This window comes from Quadrisphaera setariae (assembly GCF_008041935.1).
Lineage (GTDB): Bacteria > Actinomycetota > Actinomycetes > Actinomycetales > Quadrisphaeraceae > Quadrisphaera > Quadrisphaera setariae.
Window position 1 is genome coordinate 277,183 of sequence record NZ_VKAC01000006.1, and the last position, 17,710, is coordinate 294,892.

17 protein-coding genes and 1 tRNA gene are annotated in these 17,710 nt (G+C 74.8%); 6 read left to right on the top strand and 12 right to left on the bottom strand.

Annotated elements, in window-relative coordinates; translation table 11 throughout:
• Positions 1 to 21: 21 nt before the first annotated feature.
• Positions 22 to 558 carry a GtrA family protein gene (locus FMM08_RS11945; protein WP_147926566.1) on the bottom strand — a complete coding sequence of 179 codons (537 nt, stop codon included), beginning with the start codon at positions 556 to 558 and terminating at the stop codon, positions 22 to 24.
• Positions 559 to 1,009: 451 nt separating this feature from the next.
• Here FMM08_RS11945 and FMM08_RS11950 point away from each other — a divergent pair, with 451 nt between their 5' ends.
• Positions 1,010 to 2,548, top strand: coding sequence for a hypothetical protein (locus FMM08_RS11950; RefSeq protein ID WP_147926567.1), 1,539 nt, complete (start codon positions 1,010 to 1,012; stop codon positions 2,546 to 2,548).
• A 23-nt stretch (positions 2,549 to 2,571) separates the two neighbouring features.
• Here the strand turns inward: FMM08_RS11950 and FMM08_RS11955 are convergent, their stop codons facing one another.
• Positions 2,572 to 3,252 carry a class F sortase gene (locus FMM08_RS11955; RefSeq protein WP_222710690.1) on the bottom strand — a complete coding sequence of 227 codons (681 nt, stop codon included), beginning with the start codon at positions 3,250 to 3,252 and terminating at the stop codon, positions 2,572 to 2,574.
• Complete coding sequence (locus FMM08_RS11960) at positions 3,249 to 4,214, bottom strand: DUF4397 domain-containing protein (protein WP_147926568.1); 966 nt, start codon at positions 4,212 to 4,214, stop codon at positions 3,249 to 3,251. The genes FMM08_RS11955 and FMM08_RS11960 overlap by 4 nt, the downstream gene beginning before the upstream one ends.
• A 546-nt stretch (positions 4,215 to 4,760) precedes the next feature.
• On the opposite strand from FMM08_RS11960, the gene FMM08_RS11965 reads away from it, so the two are divergent.
• Positions 4,761 to 6,056, top strand: a complete 1,296-nt coding sequence (locus FMM08_RS11965) for an alpha-amylase family glycosyl hydrolase (protein WP_147926569.1) — start codon at positions 4,761 to 4,763, stop codon at positions 6,054 to 6,056.
• A gap of 192 nt (positions 6,057 to 6,248) precedes the next feature.
• On the top strand, positions 6,249 to 6,611 hold the full coding sequence (locus FMM08_RS11970; RefSeq protein WP_147926677.1) for a tyrosine-type recombinase/integrase: 363 nt from the start codon (positions 6,249 to 6,251) through the stop codon (positions 6,609 to 6,611).
• Between the two features lie 77 nt (positions 6,612 to 6,688).
• Here FMM08_RS11970 and FMM08_RS11975 read toward each other — a convergent pair.
• A tRNA-Lys gene (locus tag FMM08_RS11975) sits at positions 6,689 to 6,761 on the bottom strand.
• A gap of 33 nt (positions 6,762 to 6,794) precedes the next feature.
• On the opposite strand from FMM08_RS11975, the gene FMM08_RS11980 reads away from it, so the two are divergent.
• Positions 6,795 to 7,724 carry an oxidoreductase gene (locus FMM08_RS11980; protein ID WP_147926570.1) on the top strand — a complete coding sequence of 310 codons (930 nt, stop codon included), beginning with the start codon at positions 6,795 to 6,797 and terminating at the stop codon, positions 7,722 to 7,724.
• A gap of 49 nt (positions 7,725 to 7,773) precedes the next feature.
• Here FMM08_RS11980 and FMM08_RS11985 read toward each other — a convergent pair whose 3' ends face one another.
• From FMM08_RS11985 to FMM08_RS12000, 4 genes are all read right to left on the bottom strand, one after another.
• On the bottom strand, positions 7,774 to 8,097 hold the full coding sequence (locus FMM08_RS11985) for a DUF4333 domain-containing protein (RefSeq protein WP_147926571.1): 324 nt from the start codon (positions 8,095 to 8,097) through the stop codon (positions 7,774 to 7,776).
• A 133-nt stretch (positions 8,098 to 8,230) separates the two neighbouring features.
• Entirely contained in the window at positions 8,231 to 8,995 is a 765-nt protein-coding gene (locus FMM08_RS11990; RefSeq protein ID WP_147926572.1) for a 3-hydroxybutyrate dehydrogenase, read from the bottom strand.
• A complete protein-coding gene (locus tag FMM08_RS11995; protein ID WP_147926573.1) occupies positions 8,988 to 10,091 on the bottom strand; it encodes an alpha/beta fold hydrolase in 1,104 nt (367 codons plus the stop codon). Before FMM08_RS11995 ends, FMM08_RS11990 begins: the two co-directional genes overlap by 8 nt.
• 23 nt (positions 10,092 to 10,114) lie before the next feature.
• Positions 10,115 to 11,086, bottom strand: a complete 972-nt coding sequence (locus tag FMM08_RS12000; RefSeq protein ID WP_187279717.1) for an alpha/beta hydrolase — start codon at positions 11,084 to 11,086, stop codon at positions 10,115 to 10,117.
• A gap of 141 nt (positions 11,087 to 11,227) precedes the next feature.
• Here FMM08_RS12000 and mgrA point away from each other — a divergent pair, with 141 nt between their 5' ends.
• Positions 11,228 to 12,259: an L-glyceraldehyde 3-phosphate reductase gene (gene mgrA / locus FMM08_RS12005; protein ID WP_147926575.1), complete on the top strand. Its 1,032-nt coding sequence runs from the start codon at positions 11,228 to 11,230 to the stop codon at positions 12,257 to 12,259.
• A gap of 58 nt (positions 12,260 to 12,317) precedes the next feature.
• On the opposite strand, the gene FMM08_RS12010 is transcribed toward mgrA, so the two are convergent.
• The 3 genes from FMM08_RS12010 to FMM08_RS12020 form a co-directional block, all read right to left on the bottom strand.
• The gene (locus FMM08_RS12010; RefSeq protein ID WP_147926576.1) at positions 12,318 to 13,355 is read right to left on the bottom strand and encodes a GGDEF domain-containing protein; all 1,038 of its coding nucleotides are present in this window, start codon (positions 13,353 to 13,355) and stop codon (positions 12,318 to 12,320) included.
• Between the two features lie 93 nt (positions 13,356 to 13,448).
• Entirely contained in the window at positions 13,449 to 14,453 is a 1,005-nt protein-coding gene (locus FMM08_RS12015; protein ID WP_147926577.1) for a GGDEF domain-containing protein, read from the bottom strand.
• Positions 14,454 to 14,513: 60 nt separating this feature from the next.
• A complete protein-coding gene (locus FMM08_RS12020; protein ID WP_147926578.1) occupies positions 14,514 to 15,068 on the bottom strand; it encodes a mycothiol transferase in 555 nt (184 codons plus the stop codon).
• A gap of 114 nt (positions 15,069 to 15,182) precedes the next feature.
• On the opposite strand from FMM08_RS12020, the gene FMM08_RS12025 reads away from it, so the two are divergent.
• Positions 15,183 to 16,154: a helix-turn-helix transcriptional regulator gene (locus FMM08_RS12025; RefSeq protein WP_147926579.1), complete on the top strand. Its 972-nt coding sequence runs from the start codon at positions 15,183 to 15,185 to the stop codon at positions 16,152 to 16,154.
• Between the two features lie 101 nt (positions 16,155 to 16,255).
• On the opposite strand, the gene argG is transcribed toward FMM08_RS12025, so the two are convergent.
• Positions 16,256 to 17,692 carry an argininosuccinate synthase gene (gene argG, locus FMM08_RS12030; protein ID WP_147926580.1) on the bottom strand — a complete coding sequence of 479 codons (1,437 nt, stop codon included), beginning with the start codon at positions 17,690 to 17,692 and terminating at the stop codon, positions 16,256 to 16,258.
• Positions 17,693 to 17,710 lie beyond the last annotated feature (18 nt).

Genomic DNA, 17,710 nt, shown 5'->3' on the forward strand with positions numbered 1-17,710 from the left:
GTGCGGGAGGTCAGGCGCGACTCAGGCGCGCACCGGTGCCTCGGGGGGCCTGCTGGCGGCCGGAGACCCCCGGTGCGGGAGGGCCACCTCGGTGGGCTCGTCCAGCACGAGCGGCCCCGCCACCGGGACGGCGGCCGCTGGAGCAGCCACCGCGAGCACCCTGCGGGCGAACACCAGCCGGGAGCTCACGAGGTAGGACACGGCGGCGCTCACGACGGTCGCCAGTAGCACGCTGGCGGTCCCGGAGGCGCCGAACAGCCGGTGCGCCGCCCAGAAGGCCAGCGAGTTGGCCCCGAAGGCGACGAGCACGGAGGCGTTGAAGAGCAGCGCCCGCCGGGCGACGGCTCTGAGCGGCTCCCTCACGCCCGCCCGCCGTGAGGCCCACGTCCAGTGGTAGCTCGCGAGGAAGTTCACCTGGGTGGCGACGACGAACGCCGTGGCGTTGGCCACCTCGGCCAGCACGTGCCCCGACAGGAGCCGGAAGACCGCCAGGTGCAGGAGGGTCATGGCCACGCCGGTGACGGCGAACCTCGCCCTGTGGTCACGCATGATCGACATCAGCACTGGAACTCCTCCGTACGACGGACACGCCCGCGCCTCGTCGCACCACCGCTCCTGGAGCGGCTCCTCGACGGTACGTCGACATCGACGGGTCCCCTAGTTGGATCTCGGACATCCCCGAAAGGGGGACGGGCAAAGGGAGGATCAGCAGCTGGATGCTCCACTGCGCGTCAGTGGATCAACACCCTGAGTGAGGTCTTCGGCGCTCGTCGGGCACTTCCTGGCAGACGTGCCGTACGGTCCTCAGCAACTCCCCTCCTCGAGCGCCGCTGCGAGGACCGGTATGCGGATCGCCAGGAAGTCCGCCCGCCAGACGGACCAGGGCGCACCTCCGGACCTGCGACCGAGCAGGTCCGCGACGGGTCTGACCGCGGTTCTGCGGGCCCACCTCCCACGAGGTGGACAGCGAGCTCGCTCGAGCTGGACCACGACCACCGGGGGTGGCCTGATGACCGTCACACGTGCGCACGATGACGCGAGCGACGCGCTCCGCGAGGAGCCGCCCCTGAAGGCCGCCCTGACGCGCTGGGGACCGCTGGCGCTGGTCCTCGCGCTGCAGGCGCTGCTCAGCCTCAGGCTGCAGGCCACGGCCTTCCAGGACGAGGCCCTCTACCTCGTGTACGGCCACTGGTACCTCGACCTGGCAGCGGGATCCGCGCCGGCGATCCAGAGCTCGCCGGAGACCTGGATGTCGGGCGCGCCGCAGCTCTACCCCGTGCTCGCCGGAGCGCTCGACGCCGTCGGAGGCCTGTCCCTCGCGCGCGCCGCCTCCACCGCCTGCCTGCTGGCGGCCACCGCGGCCACCTGGTGGACGGCGAGGATGCTCTTCTCCGCGAAGACCGAGAAGACCGGGCCACCTGGCGTGGCCAGCGGCGTCATCGCGGCAGCGGCTTTCGCCGGTAGCGGCTCGGTGCTCTTCGTCGGGCACTTCGCCACCCAGGACGCGCTGGCCGTCGCGGTGCTGGCCTGGGCCCTGGCCTGCGGTGTGCGCGCCGCGCGCGGCAGGTCGCACGCGCTGCGGTGGGCCGTCCTCGCGGGGGCGCTGCTGGCCGCTGCGTCCTTCGTGAAGTACTCGGCGGCGACCGACGCCCCGTTCGTGCTGCTCGCCGTGGTCCTCAGCGGAGCTGCCGACCGCAGGGACCGACCCGACAGGTGGCGCCGCTCCGTCCGCGCCGGGGTCGTCGCCGCTGCTGCCGCGGCAGCAGGCGTGGCGGTGCCGCTGCTGCTCGGGGCGGGTCCCCTGCTGCAGGGCGTCCTGAGCACCACCGTGGCCCGCGACAGCCTGCGCCCGGCGGCGACCGGTGAGCTCCTCGGCGTCGTCATGGCTGGCGGTGGCCCCGTCCTCCTGCTGGGTCTCGTCGGCGCCGCGCTGCTCGCCCGTCACCAGCCGGCGCTGGCCGCGGTGCTCGCCGCGGGGTCGCTCGCCGCACCGCTCTACCAGGTCTCCACCGGGGAGTCGGTCTCCCTGGGCAAGACGGTGGTCCTGGGCGCGCTCTTCGCAGCGCCACTGGTGGGCCACCTCGGGTCCCGCCTGGCGCTGCGTCCCGCGGGCGCTGCGCTCGTGGCCGTGGGACTCGTCGCAGCGGGCGTCCAGGGCGCCGCGGCGTCCGCCCGGATGTTCTCCGCCTGGCCCGACACGACGCGGGTCGTGGACGTCCTGCGCCCGGTGGTGGAGCGGCACCCCGGTGAGCCCGTGGCGGCCGACACCCCCGAGCCGCTGCAGTACGGCCTGCTGGACGAGACGGGCCCCACGCAGTGGACGGCGACGTGGCCGGGCTCGTTCCTGTACGACGGCCAGCAGGACCTGCCCGCCTTCGAGGCCGCCCTGCGGGACGGGCACTTCGCCGTCGTCGTCCTGGACGGCGTCAGCAGCACCATCGGCGCGCAGCTGGCCACCGCGGTGCCGGACTCGGGGTACCAGCGGGTGGACGAGGTCACCTCGCCCGACGGGCAGCGCACCTGGACCGTGTGGGAGCGCCGCACCTGAGCCGCGGGCGGGGCGCTCCGCGCTCACCGCAGGCTCGCGAAGACGATGACGTTGTCCTCGTAGTGCCCGGTGGCCCTGTCGAAGGCCCCGCCGCAGGTCAGGAGCCGCAGCACCGGACCGGGCCGGGGTCCGTACACCTCCGCCGTCGGGAAGGCGTCCTTGCTGACGCGCACGACGTCGTCCACCGAGTAGGTCACGGTGCTGCCGTCGTCCAGCTGGACGTCCACCTGGTCGCCGGGCACCAGCTCGTGGAGGCGGAAGAACACCGCCGGGCCGCTGCGCGAGTCGACGTGGCCGGCGATGACGCTCGGGCCCGGCCGTCCGGGGACCGCGCTGGTGGTGAGCCACCCCGCGCTCTGGGCCTCACCGAGGTCAGGGACCTGGAGCGCGCCGTCTGCGGCGATGCCCAGCGGCAGCAGCGACGACGAGACACCGATGCGCGGCACCGAGACCCCCACCGGCACGGGCGTGCGCTCCGCGCTCGCGCCGCGGGCGCCGACGGCGACCGACGGGGCGAACCCCTCGCGGGTCGCCGCCGGGGCCGAGGGCGCCCCCGACGCAGCGGCGGGCGCGGCGACGGGCGCGGCAGGGCCGGTGGTGCCCGCCGTGTCCGGCGAGGCCGCCACCAGCGACCAGGCACCCGCTCCGAGCGCCAGCGAGGCGGTCGCCGCAGCCAGGGCTGCGAGGCCGTGGGCGCGCCTCACCGGCGGCCCCAGCGGATCCGCCCCCGGGCCAGCAGGAGCGCGGCACCGGCCGCGGCGGCGGAGGCACCCGCCAGCAGCGCGGCGACGGGCGAGAAGCCCCCGGGGCTGGGCTGGACCGCGTCCGCCGCGCCGCCCCCACCGGTGGCCGCACCGCCCGCGGGCAGGACTCCCCCGGCGCTGCCGCTGGCGTCCGCGACCGGGGTGACCGACAGCGCCGAGGCACCGTCGCGGCCGTCGGTGACGGCCAGCGTGTAGGTGCTGCCGGCCTGGAGGACGACGTCGGCGGTGCCGGCGGTCGAGGTGGCGCTGCCACCGGCGACGGGCTGGGCGCGCAGCGTCCAGCGCCCGGCGGGGACGTCGGTGTAGCTCGTCGAGGCGGCGAAGGGGGCGCCGCGGACGATCGAGGGTCCGTCCACGGCGGAGACGTCCACGGCGGAGGCGGAGCTGGCGGCCGAGAGCACCCTCACCCTCGCCTGGCCCGCCGGCGGCGGGGTGAGGTCGTCCTCGAGCGGCACCAGCCGGGCGTGGGCAGCGGTCCCGAGGGCCACCACGGTGTACGCGCGGCCCGGCTCGGCCTGCAGCGAGGAGCTCAGCACGGGAGCGGCCGCGGCGGACGACCCGGCGGGGCGGACGCCCACGTCGTAGGCGCCGGCAGCCACCTGCGCGTAGGTGGACACGTCGCCGTATCCAGCGCCGTCCACCGTCACACCGCTCTCGGCGCCGCGTGGGACCAGGTCGATGTCCATCCGGGGCAGGTCAGGGACCAGGTGCGCGGCGCGCACCCAGGCCGGACCCTCGACAGCGGGGGCTCCAGGGCCCGCAGCTGCAGCCCCGCCTGCGGGAAGGAGGAGCAGGGCAGCGACCAGCGTGGTCGCGGCTGCCGCTCCGCTGCGGATCGGACGTCTTGCGCGCATGACGATGGTTCGAAGCCGGCGGAGCCGCAGATGGGGCGAACCGGACATGCCTTGCCCCGCTGCCCCAGGAGGGCGCAACACCTGACGCAGGGCAGTCAAGGACGCACGGCGCGTCAACTGGCACGGAAGGAGTCCGAGACGTGCACGCAGGGTGCGACGTCGCGCCCGGCCGTGGGACGGGTCGACCCAGGTCGCCGCTGAGCACAGCTCGTCCGGGTACTGCCGTCGCGGGTGAACGGCCTGGACGTTCGGGCCTCAGCGCTTCTTGGCCCACGTCCTGTCGATCCACAGGAGGACCCGGAGGCGCCACGGGTGGTCGGCCCGCACGAAGCCCGAACACGGACACCGGATGCAGTCGGTGCCGGAGTCGTACCGCCGGTGGAGCGCGTACTCGTGCAGGCAGTCCCAGCACGTCTCGTGCGGCCCGATCCTCGGCACGGCACATGGTCTCGCCGTGCACGGTCAAGGTGCTAGACCCCGCGCGGGGACGGGGCGCAGCCCCGTGGCCCCACACCCCCGGCAGGCGGCGCAGCGAACACCGGCACATCGTGGACCGACCAGCCGTGCCCATCCCCGTTCGAGGACGCAACCGCGATGCACTCCGCCGACACCGTCATCTGGCACGCCTTCCCGCTGACCTTCACCGGCGCTGAGGCCACCAACGACAGCACCAGACCCGTGGCCCACCGCCTGCAGCAGTTCGAGCCCTGGCTGGACCACCTCATCGCTCTCGGCGCCAACGCCCTGCAGCTCGGGCCCGTCTTCGACTCCGAGACCCACGGCTACGACACCCGCGACCACCTGCGCATCGACCCGCGCCTAGGAGACGAGGCCGACCTGCGCCGCCTCGTGGAGCAGGCGCACGCCCGGGGTGTCCACGTCATCCTCGACGGCGTCTTCAACCACGTCGGCCGCGACTCGGCCCTCTTCCAGCGCGCCGCGCACGGAGACGCTGAGGCGGCCGCGTGGTTCAAGCGCGACCCTTCGCGCCAGGACGGGTGGTCCGTCTTCGAGGGCCACGGGTCGCTGGTGGAGCTGGACCTGGCCCACCCGCCGGTGCGCGAGCACGTCGTGGCCGTCATGCGCCACTGGCTCGAGATCGGCGTGGACGGGTGGCGGCTGGACGCCGCCTACGCCGTGCAGCCCCCTGACTGGCGGGCGGTCCTGGACGAGGTCCGCTCCAGCCACCCGCACGTGTGGTTCCTGGGTGAGGTCATCCACGACGGCCACGGCGCGTTCGCCTCCGCCGCGGGGATGGACTCCACGACGCAGTACGAGCTGTGGAAGGCGATCTGGAGCAGCCTCAACGACCGTAACCTGCACGAGCTCGCGCACGCGCTGACCCGCCACGACGACTTCGTGAGCGCCGGTCGAGGCGCTCAGCCACCCCGCCTGCCCACGACGTTCGTGGGAAACCACGACACCACTCGGATCGCCAGCCGCCTGATCGACCACCGCCACCTCGAGCACGCGCTGACCGCCTTGTTCACCGTCGCCGGGACACCAGCGGTCTACGCCGGCGACGAGTGGGACTACCGGGGCGTCAAGGAGGACCGACCGGGCGGGGACGACGCGGTGCGGCCCGCTTTCCCCGCGACGCCCGGGGGGCTGCCCGCCGACGGGGAAGGCGTCTTCGCGCTGCACCGGAGGCTGATCGGCCTGCGTCGTCGTCACCGGTGGCTGTGGCGCGCCTCCCTGGAGGTGGAGCGTCGGGAGGACGAAGTGCTGGTGTACCGCCTGCGGGCTCCCGAGGAGGAGGTGGGCGACGAGGGCATCACCGTCGTGCTGAACCTCACCGATGCCGCGGTCGAGGTCTCCGTGCGTCCGGGCGAGCAGTTGCTCGAGGGCTCCTGCGAGGCACGTGGCGCCGCGGTGTTCGGGCGTCCCTAGTCGGGCACCACACCGATGCCTCGCCGTTCGCTGGAAGCAGCTCGTGCACCGCCGTCGCGACGTCGCGGCGGAGAGGGAGCACCCGCGACAGCCCCGTCATGACGAAGAGGTCGTGGACCATCGTGTGCGTGGCCGCCAGGGCGTACGACCGCCCGACGGGCCGGGCCAGGTGGTGCCCCTGGACCAGCACCCCTGGGCGCAGGAGTCCATGGAGGTGACCGCGCTCAGGTCGACGACCACCGCACGCACCGTCGACGTCTCCGCGACGTGGTCTTCGTTCGTGAAGATGGCTCCGTCCTACACCCGGAGCACGTCACGCGCCGCTTTCAGCGCCAGACCAACGTGGCGGGGCTGGAGAAGATCCGCTTCCAGGACCTCAGGCACACCCGTGCCACCCGTGCCCTCCTGGCAGGCGTCCCGCTCAAGGTGGTGCAGGAACGGCTAGGCCACTCGTCGTACACGCCCACTGCCAACACGTACACGCACGTGCAGCCCGAGGCGGGCGTTGGCGCAGCTGCACGGATCGCCAGTCTGACGCTCTCCAGGCCTGCGTGAGCAGACCGTGAGCAGCCGCTTGCGCGGCCAGGTGACCGTGCTGCCGTTCGACCACCATCCACGCAGGTCAACATCGGTGGGCCCCGTGGGGCTCGAACCCACAACCCGCGGATTAAAAGTCCGCTGCTCTGCCAGTTGAGCTAGAGGCCCTGGCGCTCCGATGCTCCCACGGCTGCGCGTAGCGTGCGGAGGGTGGCGACGCCCTGGACCACCGCGCAGATCCCCGACCAGACCGGACGCACGGTGCTCGTCACCGGCGCCACGAGCGGCCTGGGCCGCGAGACCGCCAAGGAGCTCGCCGCGCGCGGCGCCCGGGTGGTGCTCGCCGTCCGCGACACGGCCAAGGGCCAGCGCGTCGCCGCGGGGCTGGCCGGCACCACCGAGGTGCGCCAGCTCGACCTCACCGACCTCGCCAGCGTCCGCGCCTTCGCCGACAGCTGGGCGCAGCAGGACGAGCGCGCCCGGACCATCGACGTCGTCGTCGCCAACGCCGGGATCATGATGGTGCCCTTCGCGCGGACCGCCGACGGGTTCGAGAGCCAGGTCGGCACCAACCACCTCGGCCACCACGCGCTGGTCTGCCAGCTGCTGCCGCACCTGGCGCCGGACGGGCGGGTCGTCGTCGTCAGCTCGCTGGTGCACAAGACCGGCAAGGTCGACCTGGCCGACCTCAACTGGGAGCGCCGCGCCTACAGCGCCTCCGGGGCGTACGCGCAGAGCAAGCTCGCCAACCTGCTGTTCGCGCTCGAGCTGCAGCGGCGCCTGCACGCCAGCGGCTCGCTGCAGCGGGTGCTCGCGGCGCACCCGGGCTGGGCCGCCACGAGCCTGCAGGGCCGCAGCGGCAACGCCATCGCCGACAGGCTCACCGGCGTCGGCAACCGGTTCATCGCGCAGAGCGCCGCCGCGGGCGCGCAGCCGTCCCTGGCGGCCGCCACCGCGGACCTGCCGGGCGGGTCCTTCCTCGGACCGTCGGGTCCGGGTGAGGTGCGCGGCGCACCGCGCCTGGTGGGACGCACCGCGCTCGCCAGCGACCTCGGTCTAGCAGCTGACCTGTGGGCGGTGTCCGCCCAGCTGACGGGCGTCGACGCGCTGGAGCGCGCAGCCGCCCGGTGACTCCCCCTGTGCGCCACCGGGCGACCACGCCGTCTCCGGAGTGGCCGGGTCAGGCCTCGCTGACGGCGAAGGTGCCGTCGGAGTCCTCCCAGCTCACGGTGAGGGCGGTGTCCGTGCCGTCCACCAGGCCGTGGCAGGCGGTCGTCTCGCCCTCCTCCACGGTGGGGGTGTCCTCGCACGTGACGGACTCGATGGAGACGCCCGGGTTCTGCTCGACGAGGGCGGCCTGCACGTCGTCGGCCAGCTGCGCGCCGGCGTAGTCGGGGGTGCCCGCTGAGAAGTTGAACGAGCAGGCGCTCAGCACCGCGGCGGCGCCCAGCGCAGCGGCGGTGGCGGTCAGGCGAGCGGCGGTGCGGCGGGCGGTGCGGGACATGGCGGGTCCTCCGGGATCTGGCGGTGGTCCCGGAGGCGGTGCGCCCCGGGCGATGACCCGAGGTTGTCCCCGCCCGCTTGCACCCGGCTTGCGAGCCACCTGCAACCGCCGGGCGCTCGCCCGGCGGGCTCCCTCAGCGGGCCGACCAGCCCCCGTCCATGAGCACCGACGTGCCCGTCATCGACGCCGCCTCCGGGCGGCACAGCCACGCCACGGTCTGCCCGACCTCCTCCGGCTCGAGGAGCCGCTTCACCGCCGCCATGTGCAGCAGCACGTCCTCGAGCACCCGGTCCTCCGGGACGCCGGTCTCCCGCGCCTGCGCTGCGATCTGCGCCTCCACCAGCGGCGTCCGCACGAACCCGGGGCACACCACCACCGACGTCACGCCCCGGTCGCCGCCCTCCAGCGCGATGGTCTTGCTCAGCCCCTCCAGCCCGTGCTTGGCCGCCACGTACGCCGCCTTGAACGGCGACGCCCGGTGCCCGTGCACCGACCCGATGTGGATGAGCCGCCCCCGCCCGCGCTCGTACATGCCCGGCAGCACCGCCCGGGCCAGCAGGAACGGCGCCTCCAGCATCAGCCGCAGCATGAGCGAGAGCTGCTCGGGCGGGAAGTCCTCCACGCGCGCCACGTGCTGCACGCCGGCGTTGTTGACGAGCACGTCGCAGTCGAGGTCGGCGTCGGCCAGCACCGCCGGCAGGGCGGCGGTGTCGGAGAGGTCGACGACGACGGCCCGCCCGCCCAGCTCGTCCGCGAGCGTGCGCACGGCCCGCTCGGCGCGGTCCAGCAGGACGACGGACGCGCCGGCGGCGGCCAGCGACCGGGCGCACGCCGCGCCGATGCCGCTGGCGGCTCCGGTGACGACGGCGCGCTGTCCCTCGAGGTGGCGGTCAACCACGGCGGGGCTCCTCCTGCTCGGCGTCGGCGGTGGTGAGGTGCTCGTGCAGTGCGGCGGCGAACTCCTGCGGCCTCTCCACGTGCGGGGTGTGGCCGGCGTCGAGCACCACCTCGCGGTAGCTGCCGCCGCTCGCGGCGTAGGCGTCGAGGACCGCGCGGGTCTGGCTGACCATGGGCTGCACCGGGTAGACCTCCGCCCCCGGCCAGCCCGGCACCACGCCGGCACCACCGAGGACGGCGAGGTCGAGCGCGGCGGCGTCGCTGACGATCGCGTCGTGCTCCCCGCGGACCCACAGGACCGGAGGACGACGCCCTCCGTCGTCCGAGCCGTCGCCCAGCCGCGCCAGCGCGGAGGTGTCGAAGTGCTTCGGTGCCAGGGTGTTGAGCACGCCGTGGTCGCCCGGGCCCGTACCGGGCCAGGACGCCGCGGGGGCGGCGTCGCCGGGGTAGTGGTCGGTGCCGGTGCGGGAGGAGAGCACCGACGTGAGGAGCTCCTCCTCGTCGGGGCTGCGGAACCCGTGCGCGAAGTAGAGGCCGTTCATCACGTTCCGGGGTGAGCTCGGGTCGTCGCCGCTGCGCTCGCCGGCGGCCAGCAGCTCCACCAGGCGGGGGTTCGCCAGCCCGGCGCCCGCGCCCGGGTCGTCGTCGGCGAGGCGGGAGCCGTCGGCGCGGGTGCCGCCGTAGCCGTGGGGCGAGACGGGGTTCACGAGGACCAGCGAGGCCACCGCGCCGGGCCGGTCGATCGCAGCCTGCGCCACCACGCCGCCGCCCAGGCTCCAGCCGAGCAGGTGCGCGCGGGCTACGCCGAGGGCGTCCAGCAGTGAGAGCACGTCGTCGCTGTAGTCGCGGACGCCGCGCGTGGCGTCGACGGGCTCGGGGTCGGTCCCGCCGAAGCCGCGCAGGTCCGGCGCCACGCCGCGCCACCCCTCCGGCAGGGCCTCCAGCTGGCGGCGGAAGAACTCCGAGCTGGAGAGGTTGCCGTGCACGAAGACCACCACGCGCTCGGTCTGGTCGGCCGGGCCGGTGTCGAGGCCGCGCACGCGCAGGCGCTGCGTGGTGGTCTCGAGCGGGTGGACCGGTCGCGGTGAGCTGGTCATCGGGCCTCCTGGTCAGCGGCGGGTCAGCGAGCGGCGAGGGTGGAGAGCACGGCTGCGGTGACGGCGTCGGCGGCAGCGTCGGCGAAGAGCACCGAGTAGTGGTTGGTGCCGGGCACCTCCACCACGGCCAGGCCCGGCAGCCGATCGCGCCAGCGTCGCACCAGCGCGGGCGCGTACAGCGGGGCGCCGTCGTCCAGGCCGCGCGGACACGTCAGCAGGGGGGTGTCTCGGGCCGCGAGGAGCTCCAGGCCGGGAGCCACCAAGGCGGGCTCGTAGAGGTCGGCCATGTCCTGCGCGACCGCCTCACCGCTCACGGGCACGCGCCAGCCGCCGCTGGGCCGGCCGCCGTCGCCGTCCTGGGGGGTGGCGGGGGAGATGTCGCGGGCGGCGTAGGCGTCCACCACGTCGACCGGAACGTCTTGCAGGGCCGGGTGGCCCGCCCACAGCGCGCGGTGCTCGGCGGGGTCGGTGAAGGTCTGCTGCAGGCGTGCGAGCGCCGGGCCGAGGGCGGCGGTCGCCGCCTCTCGCGGGGTGGCCCCCGGCGGGGCCTCCAGCGGCAGCGCGCCGTCGACCAGGACGACGCCCGCCAGCCGCCCCAGCAGGTCGGGGTGGCGGCCTGCCAGGGCGGCCAGGGTGAAAGCGCCCATGGAGTGCCCCACCAGCGCCACCGGCCGGTCGCGGCCAGTGCCAGGACGGCTGTCGAGCAGGGCGGTGACCTCCGCGGCGACGTCGTCGGCGTGCTGCGCCAGCCCCCACGGGCCCGGCAGGTGGCGGCTGGCGCCGCGCCCGCGCAGCTCCGGGGCGACCACCGCGGACACCACCGCCGTGGCCGGGTCTCGCAGGAGCCGCGGCGCCACCGCCGTCCACGCGGCGGCGTTGGCGGTGATGCCGTGCACCGCCACCACGAGGGCCCCGCCGTCGTCGAGGTCTCCCCAGCGCAGGCCGCCGAGGGCGTGGCCGCGCCAGGGCTGGGGCGTGCGCGCACCGGTGAGCACGGGCGCAGTCTGGCCCCCCGCACCCCCCTTCCCGCAACCGTGCGCCTCGTTGCGGTCCTGGAGCGGGCGGGAACAGCGGCCGAGCGCCCGGCTGCGGTCCGGGGCGGAGGCGTCCGGAGCGCCTCTGCAACGATGAAAGACATGACGTACATCGCCGCTGATGACCGTTACGAGACGATGACCTACCGCCGCACCGGGCGCAGCGGGCTGGACCTGCCGCTGGTCAGCCTGGGGTTCTGGCAGAACTTCGGGGAGGACCGGCCGCTGGAGGTGCAGCGCGCCATCGTCCGCCGGGCCTTCGACCTCGGCGTGACGCACATGGACCTCGCCAACAACTACGGGCCGCCCTACGGCGCCGCGGAGGTGAACTTCGGGCACCTCGTGCGCACCGACCTCGCGCCGTACCGCGACGAGCTGGTCATCTCCACCAAGGCCGGCTGGGACATGTGGCCCGGCCCCTACGGAGACCACGGCTCCCGCAAGTACCTGCGCGCCAGCCTCGACGCGTCGCTGCAGCGCATGGGCCTCGACTACGTCGACATCTACTACCACCACCGGCCCGACCCGGAGACGCCGCTGGAGGAGACCATGACGGCGCTCGCGGACGCCGTCCGCGCCGGCAAGGCCCTCTACGTGGGCATCTCCTCCTACGGGCCCAAGCGCACCGCGGAGGCCGCCCGCATCCTGCGCGAGCTGGGCACGCCGCTGCTCATCCACCAGCCCTCGTACTCGATGTTCAACCGGTGGATCGAGCCGGAGCTGCTCGACGTGCTGGAGCGCGAGGGCGTCGGCTGCATCCCGTTCACCACGCTGGCCCAGGGGCTGCTGACCGACAAGTACCTCGACGGTGTGCCGGAGGGGTCGCGCGCCTCGCGCGGCGGCTCGCTCGACAGGTCGGCGCTCACCGACGAGAACCTCGCGCGCATCCGCGGGCTCAACGCCATCGCCGCCGACCGCGGCCAGACGCTGGCGCAGATGGCGCTGTCGTGGGTGCTGCGCGACCAGCGCATCACCACGGCGCTGATCGGCGCCAGCTCCGTGAAGCAGGTCGAGGACAACGTGGCCGCCGCCGCGCGCGTCGACTTCACCGACGCTGAGCTGGCCGCCATTGACGAGCACGCGGTGGAGTCGGGTGTCGACCTGTGGGCCGGCGCTCGCGACGCCGGAGACTGATCCGCCTCAACTCGGCGATCATGGGCGTCCGCCACCCAGGAGTGGCGGACGCCCATGATCACGAGGGGGAGGGGTGGGCGGCGCGACCCGCCTCCTGGTCGACGACGGCAGGGGTGTTCGGCGGGCCGGCCGGCGGGGCGGCGACCGCGCCTCGGCGTCGGTCGCCCTTGTCGAGGTACATGGCGCGGTCGGCCTCGTGGGTGGCGCTCTCCAGCGTGGTGCCCACCGGCCAGGGCGCCGACCCGGCGCTCGCGCGGACCCCGTCGGGGGCGGCGCGGCGCAGGTCGTCGAGCAGGTCGGCGTCGGCCGCCGCGCCCACGGCGGAGGTGGTGACCAGCGCGACGAACTCGTCACCACCGGTGCGGGCCAGCAGCGACGCGGCCGGGAGCACCCGGCGCCAGGCCCGCACGGCCTCCACCAGCAGGGCGTCACCGGCGGCGTGGCCGTGCACGTCGTTGTAGGTCTTGAAGCCGTCGAGGTCGAGCACCACCACCGCCACACCCCGGTGACGCCCGCGGTGGCGCAGCGCGAACCCGGGAGCCCGCTCGGTCAGCCCACGCCGCGAGACCGCCCCCGTGAGCGAGTCGGTGGTGCTGGCGCGCCGCACCTGCTCGGAGACCACCGCGAGCACCAGGGTGGAGACCGACAGGACCGCCACCGCGGACAGCGCGAAGACCGCGGCGCGGAAGCCACCGATCTGCTCCCACAGCCCGACGCACAGCCCGGGACCCGTCAGCGCCAGCGACAGCACCGTGTGCCAGCGGCGGCCGTAGAGGGCGCAGAAGGTGGCGAACCAGCCGTACAGCAGCGACAGCGCCATCGCTGTGCTGGCCGACTCGGCCACCCGCATGGCGATGGTGATGTTGATGCAGCCCAGCACGGGACTCGCCGGCAGCGCCAGCGCAGCGAGGCGGCGCGTCGTCTCCTTCGGCAGCCGGGCGCACAGCAGGGCGCACAGCAGGCACACGACGATGGTGGCGAGGTGCGTCGCGTCGGGCGGTCGTGGCGCCAGGTCCAGCCCCAGCAGGACGGCGATGACCGCGGAACCGGCGAAGCCAAAGACGCGCACTCCCCACGCGGGGTCGGTCACCGGCACGCTCCGAAGATCGGCAACCGCCTGCGCGGACTTGAGCGACGCCGGGCAGGTCCTGGCGGACGCCCCGCGCGCCGATCCACAGGCCGGGTGGGGTCAGGGCACCTCGGTCCGGTCGGGAGCGTCCTCCGCGGTGGTGGTGGCGCGGGCCTCGTCGGTGCTGCGGCGTCGTTCGCCCTTGTCGAGGTACATGGCGCGGTCGGCCTCGTGGACGGCGCCCTCCAGCGCGGTGCCCACCGGCCAGGGTGCTGACCCGGCGCTGGCGCGCACCCCGTCGGGGGCGGCGCGGCGCAGCTCGTCGAGCAGGTCGGCACCGGCGGCCGCGCCCACCTGCGAGACGGCGACCAGCGCGACGAACTCATCACCACCGCTGCGGGCCAGCAGCGACCCGGCGGGGAGCACCCTGCTCCAGGCCCGCACCGCCTCCACCAGGAGGGCGTCGCCGGCGGCGTGGCCGTGCACGTCGTTGTAGGTCTTGAAGCCGTCCAGGTCGAGCACCACCACCGCTGCTCCCCGGTGGCGCCCGCGGTGGCGCAGCGCGAACCCGGGGGCCCGCTCCTGCAGCCCGCGGCGCGAGGCCGCGCCGGTGAGGGCGTCGGTGGTGCTGGCGAGGCGCACCTGCTCGGACACCGCGGTGAGGATGAGGGACGAGACCGCCATCACCGCCACCGCGGTCAGCGACAGCGTGGCCGCGCTGGCGGCGCCGACGTGGACCTGCAGCCCGAGGAAGGTGGCGGGCCCCACGATCCCCAGCACCAGCACGCTGTGCCAGCGGCGCCCGTACAGGGCGCAGAAGATCACGAAGAGCACCTGCAGCAACGACAGGCTCGCCGCGGTGACCGGCGAGTCCACCAGGCGCATGACCGCCGTGACGTAGGCGCAGCCCGCCACCGGCCCCAGGGACAGCAGGAACGGAGCGAGGCGGCGGCCGCTGCTCGGCCGGAGCAGGACGAAGCCGACGGCGGACACGAGGCTGATGCCCATCACCTCCGCGTGGGACGCGTCGGGTGGCTGAGGCAGCCCGTCGAGCCCCACCAGGACGACGATGAGGACGGCGGTGGCGAACCCGAGGACCCGCAGGCCCCATGAGGGGTCGGTCACCGCCACGTCGTCCCATCGGCAGCGGAGGGCCCGGGCCTGAGCGTCCCGCGCCGGGAACCGTCACGCGGGCGCCCACGGCTGCACGAAGGCGTTGCCGGGCAGCCCCTCCGCGGCCATGAGCAGCGGACCGGCGGTCGCGCCGTCGAGCTGCTCGCGCAGCACGTCGGCGTGCCCGGCGTGCCGGGCGAACTCCTCGACGGCGTGCGCGAGGGCGTACCGCTGCACCGACGGGGTCGGCTCGTACCGCCCGTCCCAGGGAGCGGCCGGCTCGGTCATCGGGGCGCCGGGGTCTGTGGCGCGCACGTCGGCCAGGTAGGCCTCGCGCACCTCGTCGAAGGCCGCCAGCGCACCGGCGAGGGTCTCGTCCTCGCGGAGCGCGAAGCTGTCGGAGAAGGCGGCGAAGCCGGCCTCGTCCATGACCCGCTCGACACCGCGCTGCCGCATCACCCAGGTCACGTGCTTGACCACGCCGCCCACCGACAGCGCGCTGCGGCACGGCCGCTGCCGGGCCTGCTCGTCGGTGAGGCCGAACGCGGCGGCGCGGACGGCGTCGAGCTGCACGGCGATGAAACCGGCGAAGACCTCGGCCTCGGTGTGGGGTCCGGGAGCGAACACGGCTGCCTCCTGCGAGTGCGAGCGCGGCGTCCGCGCCCTGGTGGAGACCACGCTACGAGTGGTCGCGGCCACTTCCTGACCGCGACCTGCCCGACCTGCGGCAGGATCGTGCGGGTGGCGAACACCTCCTCGCGCACCCTCCGCCTGCTGTCGCTGATGCAGGCCCGGTCCCGCTGGCCCGGCGGTGAGCTGGCCGACCGCCTGGGCGTCTCGGCCCGCACGCTGCGCCGCGACGTCGAGCGGCTGCGCGAGCTCGGCTACCCCGTCGACGCGACCTCAGGACCCGACGGCGGCTACCGGCTGGCCGCCGGCGCCTCGCTGCCGCCGCTGGCCCTCGACGACGAGGAGGCCGTCGCCCTCGCGCTGGCGCTGCAGGGCGCCGCCACCGGCACCGGCGACGACGACGCCAGCGCCCAGCCGGCGCTGCGCGCCCTGGCCAAGGTGGTGCAGGTGATGCCCCCGCGGCTGCGGCGCCGGGTCGACGCGCTGCGCGCCGTGACGGTCGGTGGGCCGTGGGGTGCCGGCGACGGGCCCGACCCGGCGGTGCTGCTCGTGCTCGCGCAGGCCTGCCGGGACGCCGACCGGCTCGCGCTCGACTACACCGCCGCGGACGGCGCCCGCACGCAGCGGCGCGTCGAGCCTCACGCCCTGGTGCGGCTCGGGCGGCGCTGGTACCTGCTCGCGTGGGACCTCGGCCGCGGTGACTGGCGCACGCTGCGCGTGGACAGGACGGGCGCAGCGCGCGCGGAGGGCGGCCGCTTCCGGCCGCGGGACCTCCCCGGGGCCGACGCCGTCGCCGTCGTCGAGAGCAGCATCCGCACGGCGCCGGCGCTCCACGACGTGCGGGCGGTGCTGCACGTGCCCGCCGCCGTGGCCCGGGCGCGCCTCGGCGGGTGGGCGCACGTGGAGGAGGGCGAGCGCCCTGACGCGTGCCGGCTGCTCATGAGCACCGAGGACCTCGACTGGGTGGCGTTCGCCCTGGCCCGCGCGCGCTGCGACGTCAGTGACGTGGAGCCGGCCGCCCTGCGGTCCCACCTGGCCGCCTGGGCGTCCCGCTTCGCCGCCGCCGCTCACCCCTCCCCGTGATCATGGAAGACGCCACCACGACCGGCCGTGATCATGGGCGCCACGTCCATGATCACGACCGGTGGCGTTGGTGGCGTCCATGATCACGGACGGAGGGGGGATCAGTCGGTGCCGGCCTCCATGGCGGCGCGGTCGAGCGGGCGGTCGTCGGGGGAGGGCTGCCCGCTGGAGGCGATCTCCTCCGCGCCGCCGGGCTCCAGCGCGGCGGCCTCCAGGCCCCCGACCAGGCCCACGCCCGGCGCGTCCGGGCCCACCAGGCCCAGCGCCGCGTACTGCTCCAGCTTGGAGCGGGAGTCGGCGATGTCGAGGTTGCGCATGGTCAGCTGGCCGATGCGGTCCACCGGGCCGAACGCGGCGTCCTGCGTGCGCTCCATGGACAGCTTGTCCGGGTGGTAGCTGAGGTTCGGGCCCGTGGTGTCGAGCAGCGAGTAGTCCTCGCCGCGGCGCAGCCGCAGGGTGACCTCGCCGGTCACGGCCGTGCCCACCCAGCGCTGCAGCGACTCGCGCAGCATGAGCGCCTGCGGGTCGAGCCAGCGGCCCTCGTAGAGCAGGCGCCCCAGGCGGCGGCCCTCGGAGTGGTAGGTGGCGATGGTGTCCTCGTTGTGCACCGCGTTGACGAGGCGCTCGTACGCGGCGAAGAGCAGCGCCATGCCCGGCGCCTCGTAGATGCCGCGGCTCTTGGCCTCGATGATGCGGTTCTCGATCTGGTCGGACATGCCCAGCCCGTGGCGCCCGCCGACGGCGTTCGCCTCCAGCACGAGGTCGACCGGGGAGGAGAAGGTGCGCCCGTTGATGGAGACCGGGCGGCCCTGCTCGAAGCCGATGACGACGTCCTCGGCCTCGATCTCGACGGCCGGGTCCCAGAACCGCACGCCCATGATCGGCTGCACGATCTCGATGCCCGTGTCGAGCTGCTCGAGCGACTTGGCCTCGTGGGTGGCGCCCCAGATGTTGGCGTCGGTGGAGTAGGCCTTCTCCGTGGAGTCGCGGTAGGGCAGGTCGTGCGCGACCAGCCACTCCGACATCTCCTTGCGGCCGCCCAGCTCGGCGACGAACTGCGCGTCGAGCCACGGCTTGTAGATCCGCAGCGCCGGGTTGGCCATGAGGCCGTAGCGGTAGAACCGCTCGATGTCGTTGCCCTTGTAGGTGGAGCCGTCGCCCCAGATCTGCACGTCGTCGTCGAGCATCGCCCGGACGAGCTTGGTGCCGGTCACCGCGCGGCCCAGGGGCGTGGTGTTGAAGTACGCCCGACCGGCGGAACGGATGTGGAAGGCGCCGCACGTCAGCGCGGCCAGGCCCTCCTCCACCAGCGCCTCGCGGCAGTCGACCAGGCGCGCCACCTCGGCGCCGTACTGGCCGGCGCGGCCGGGCACGGCGTCGATGTCGGGCTCGTCGTACTGGCCGATGTTCGCGGTGTAGGTGCAGGGCACGGCGCCCTTGTCGCGCATCCAGGCGACCGCCACGGAGGTGTCGAGACCTCCGGAGAAGGCGATGCCGACGCGCTCGCCGACGGGCAGGGAGGTCAGGACCTTGGACACGGCCACTGATCCTGCCAG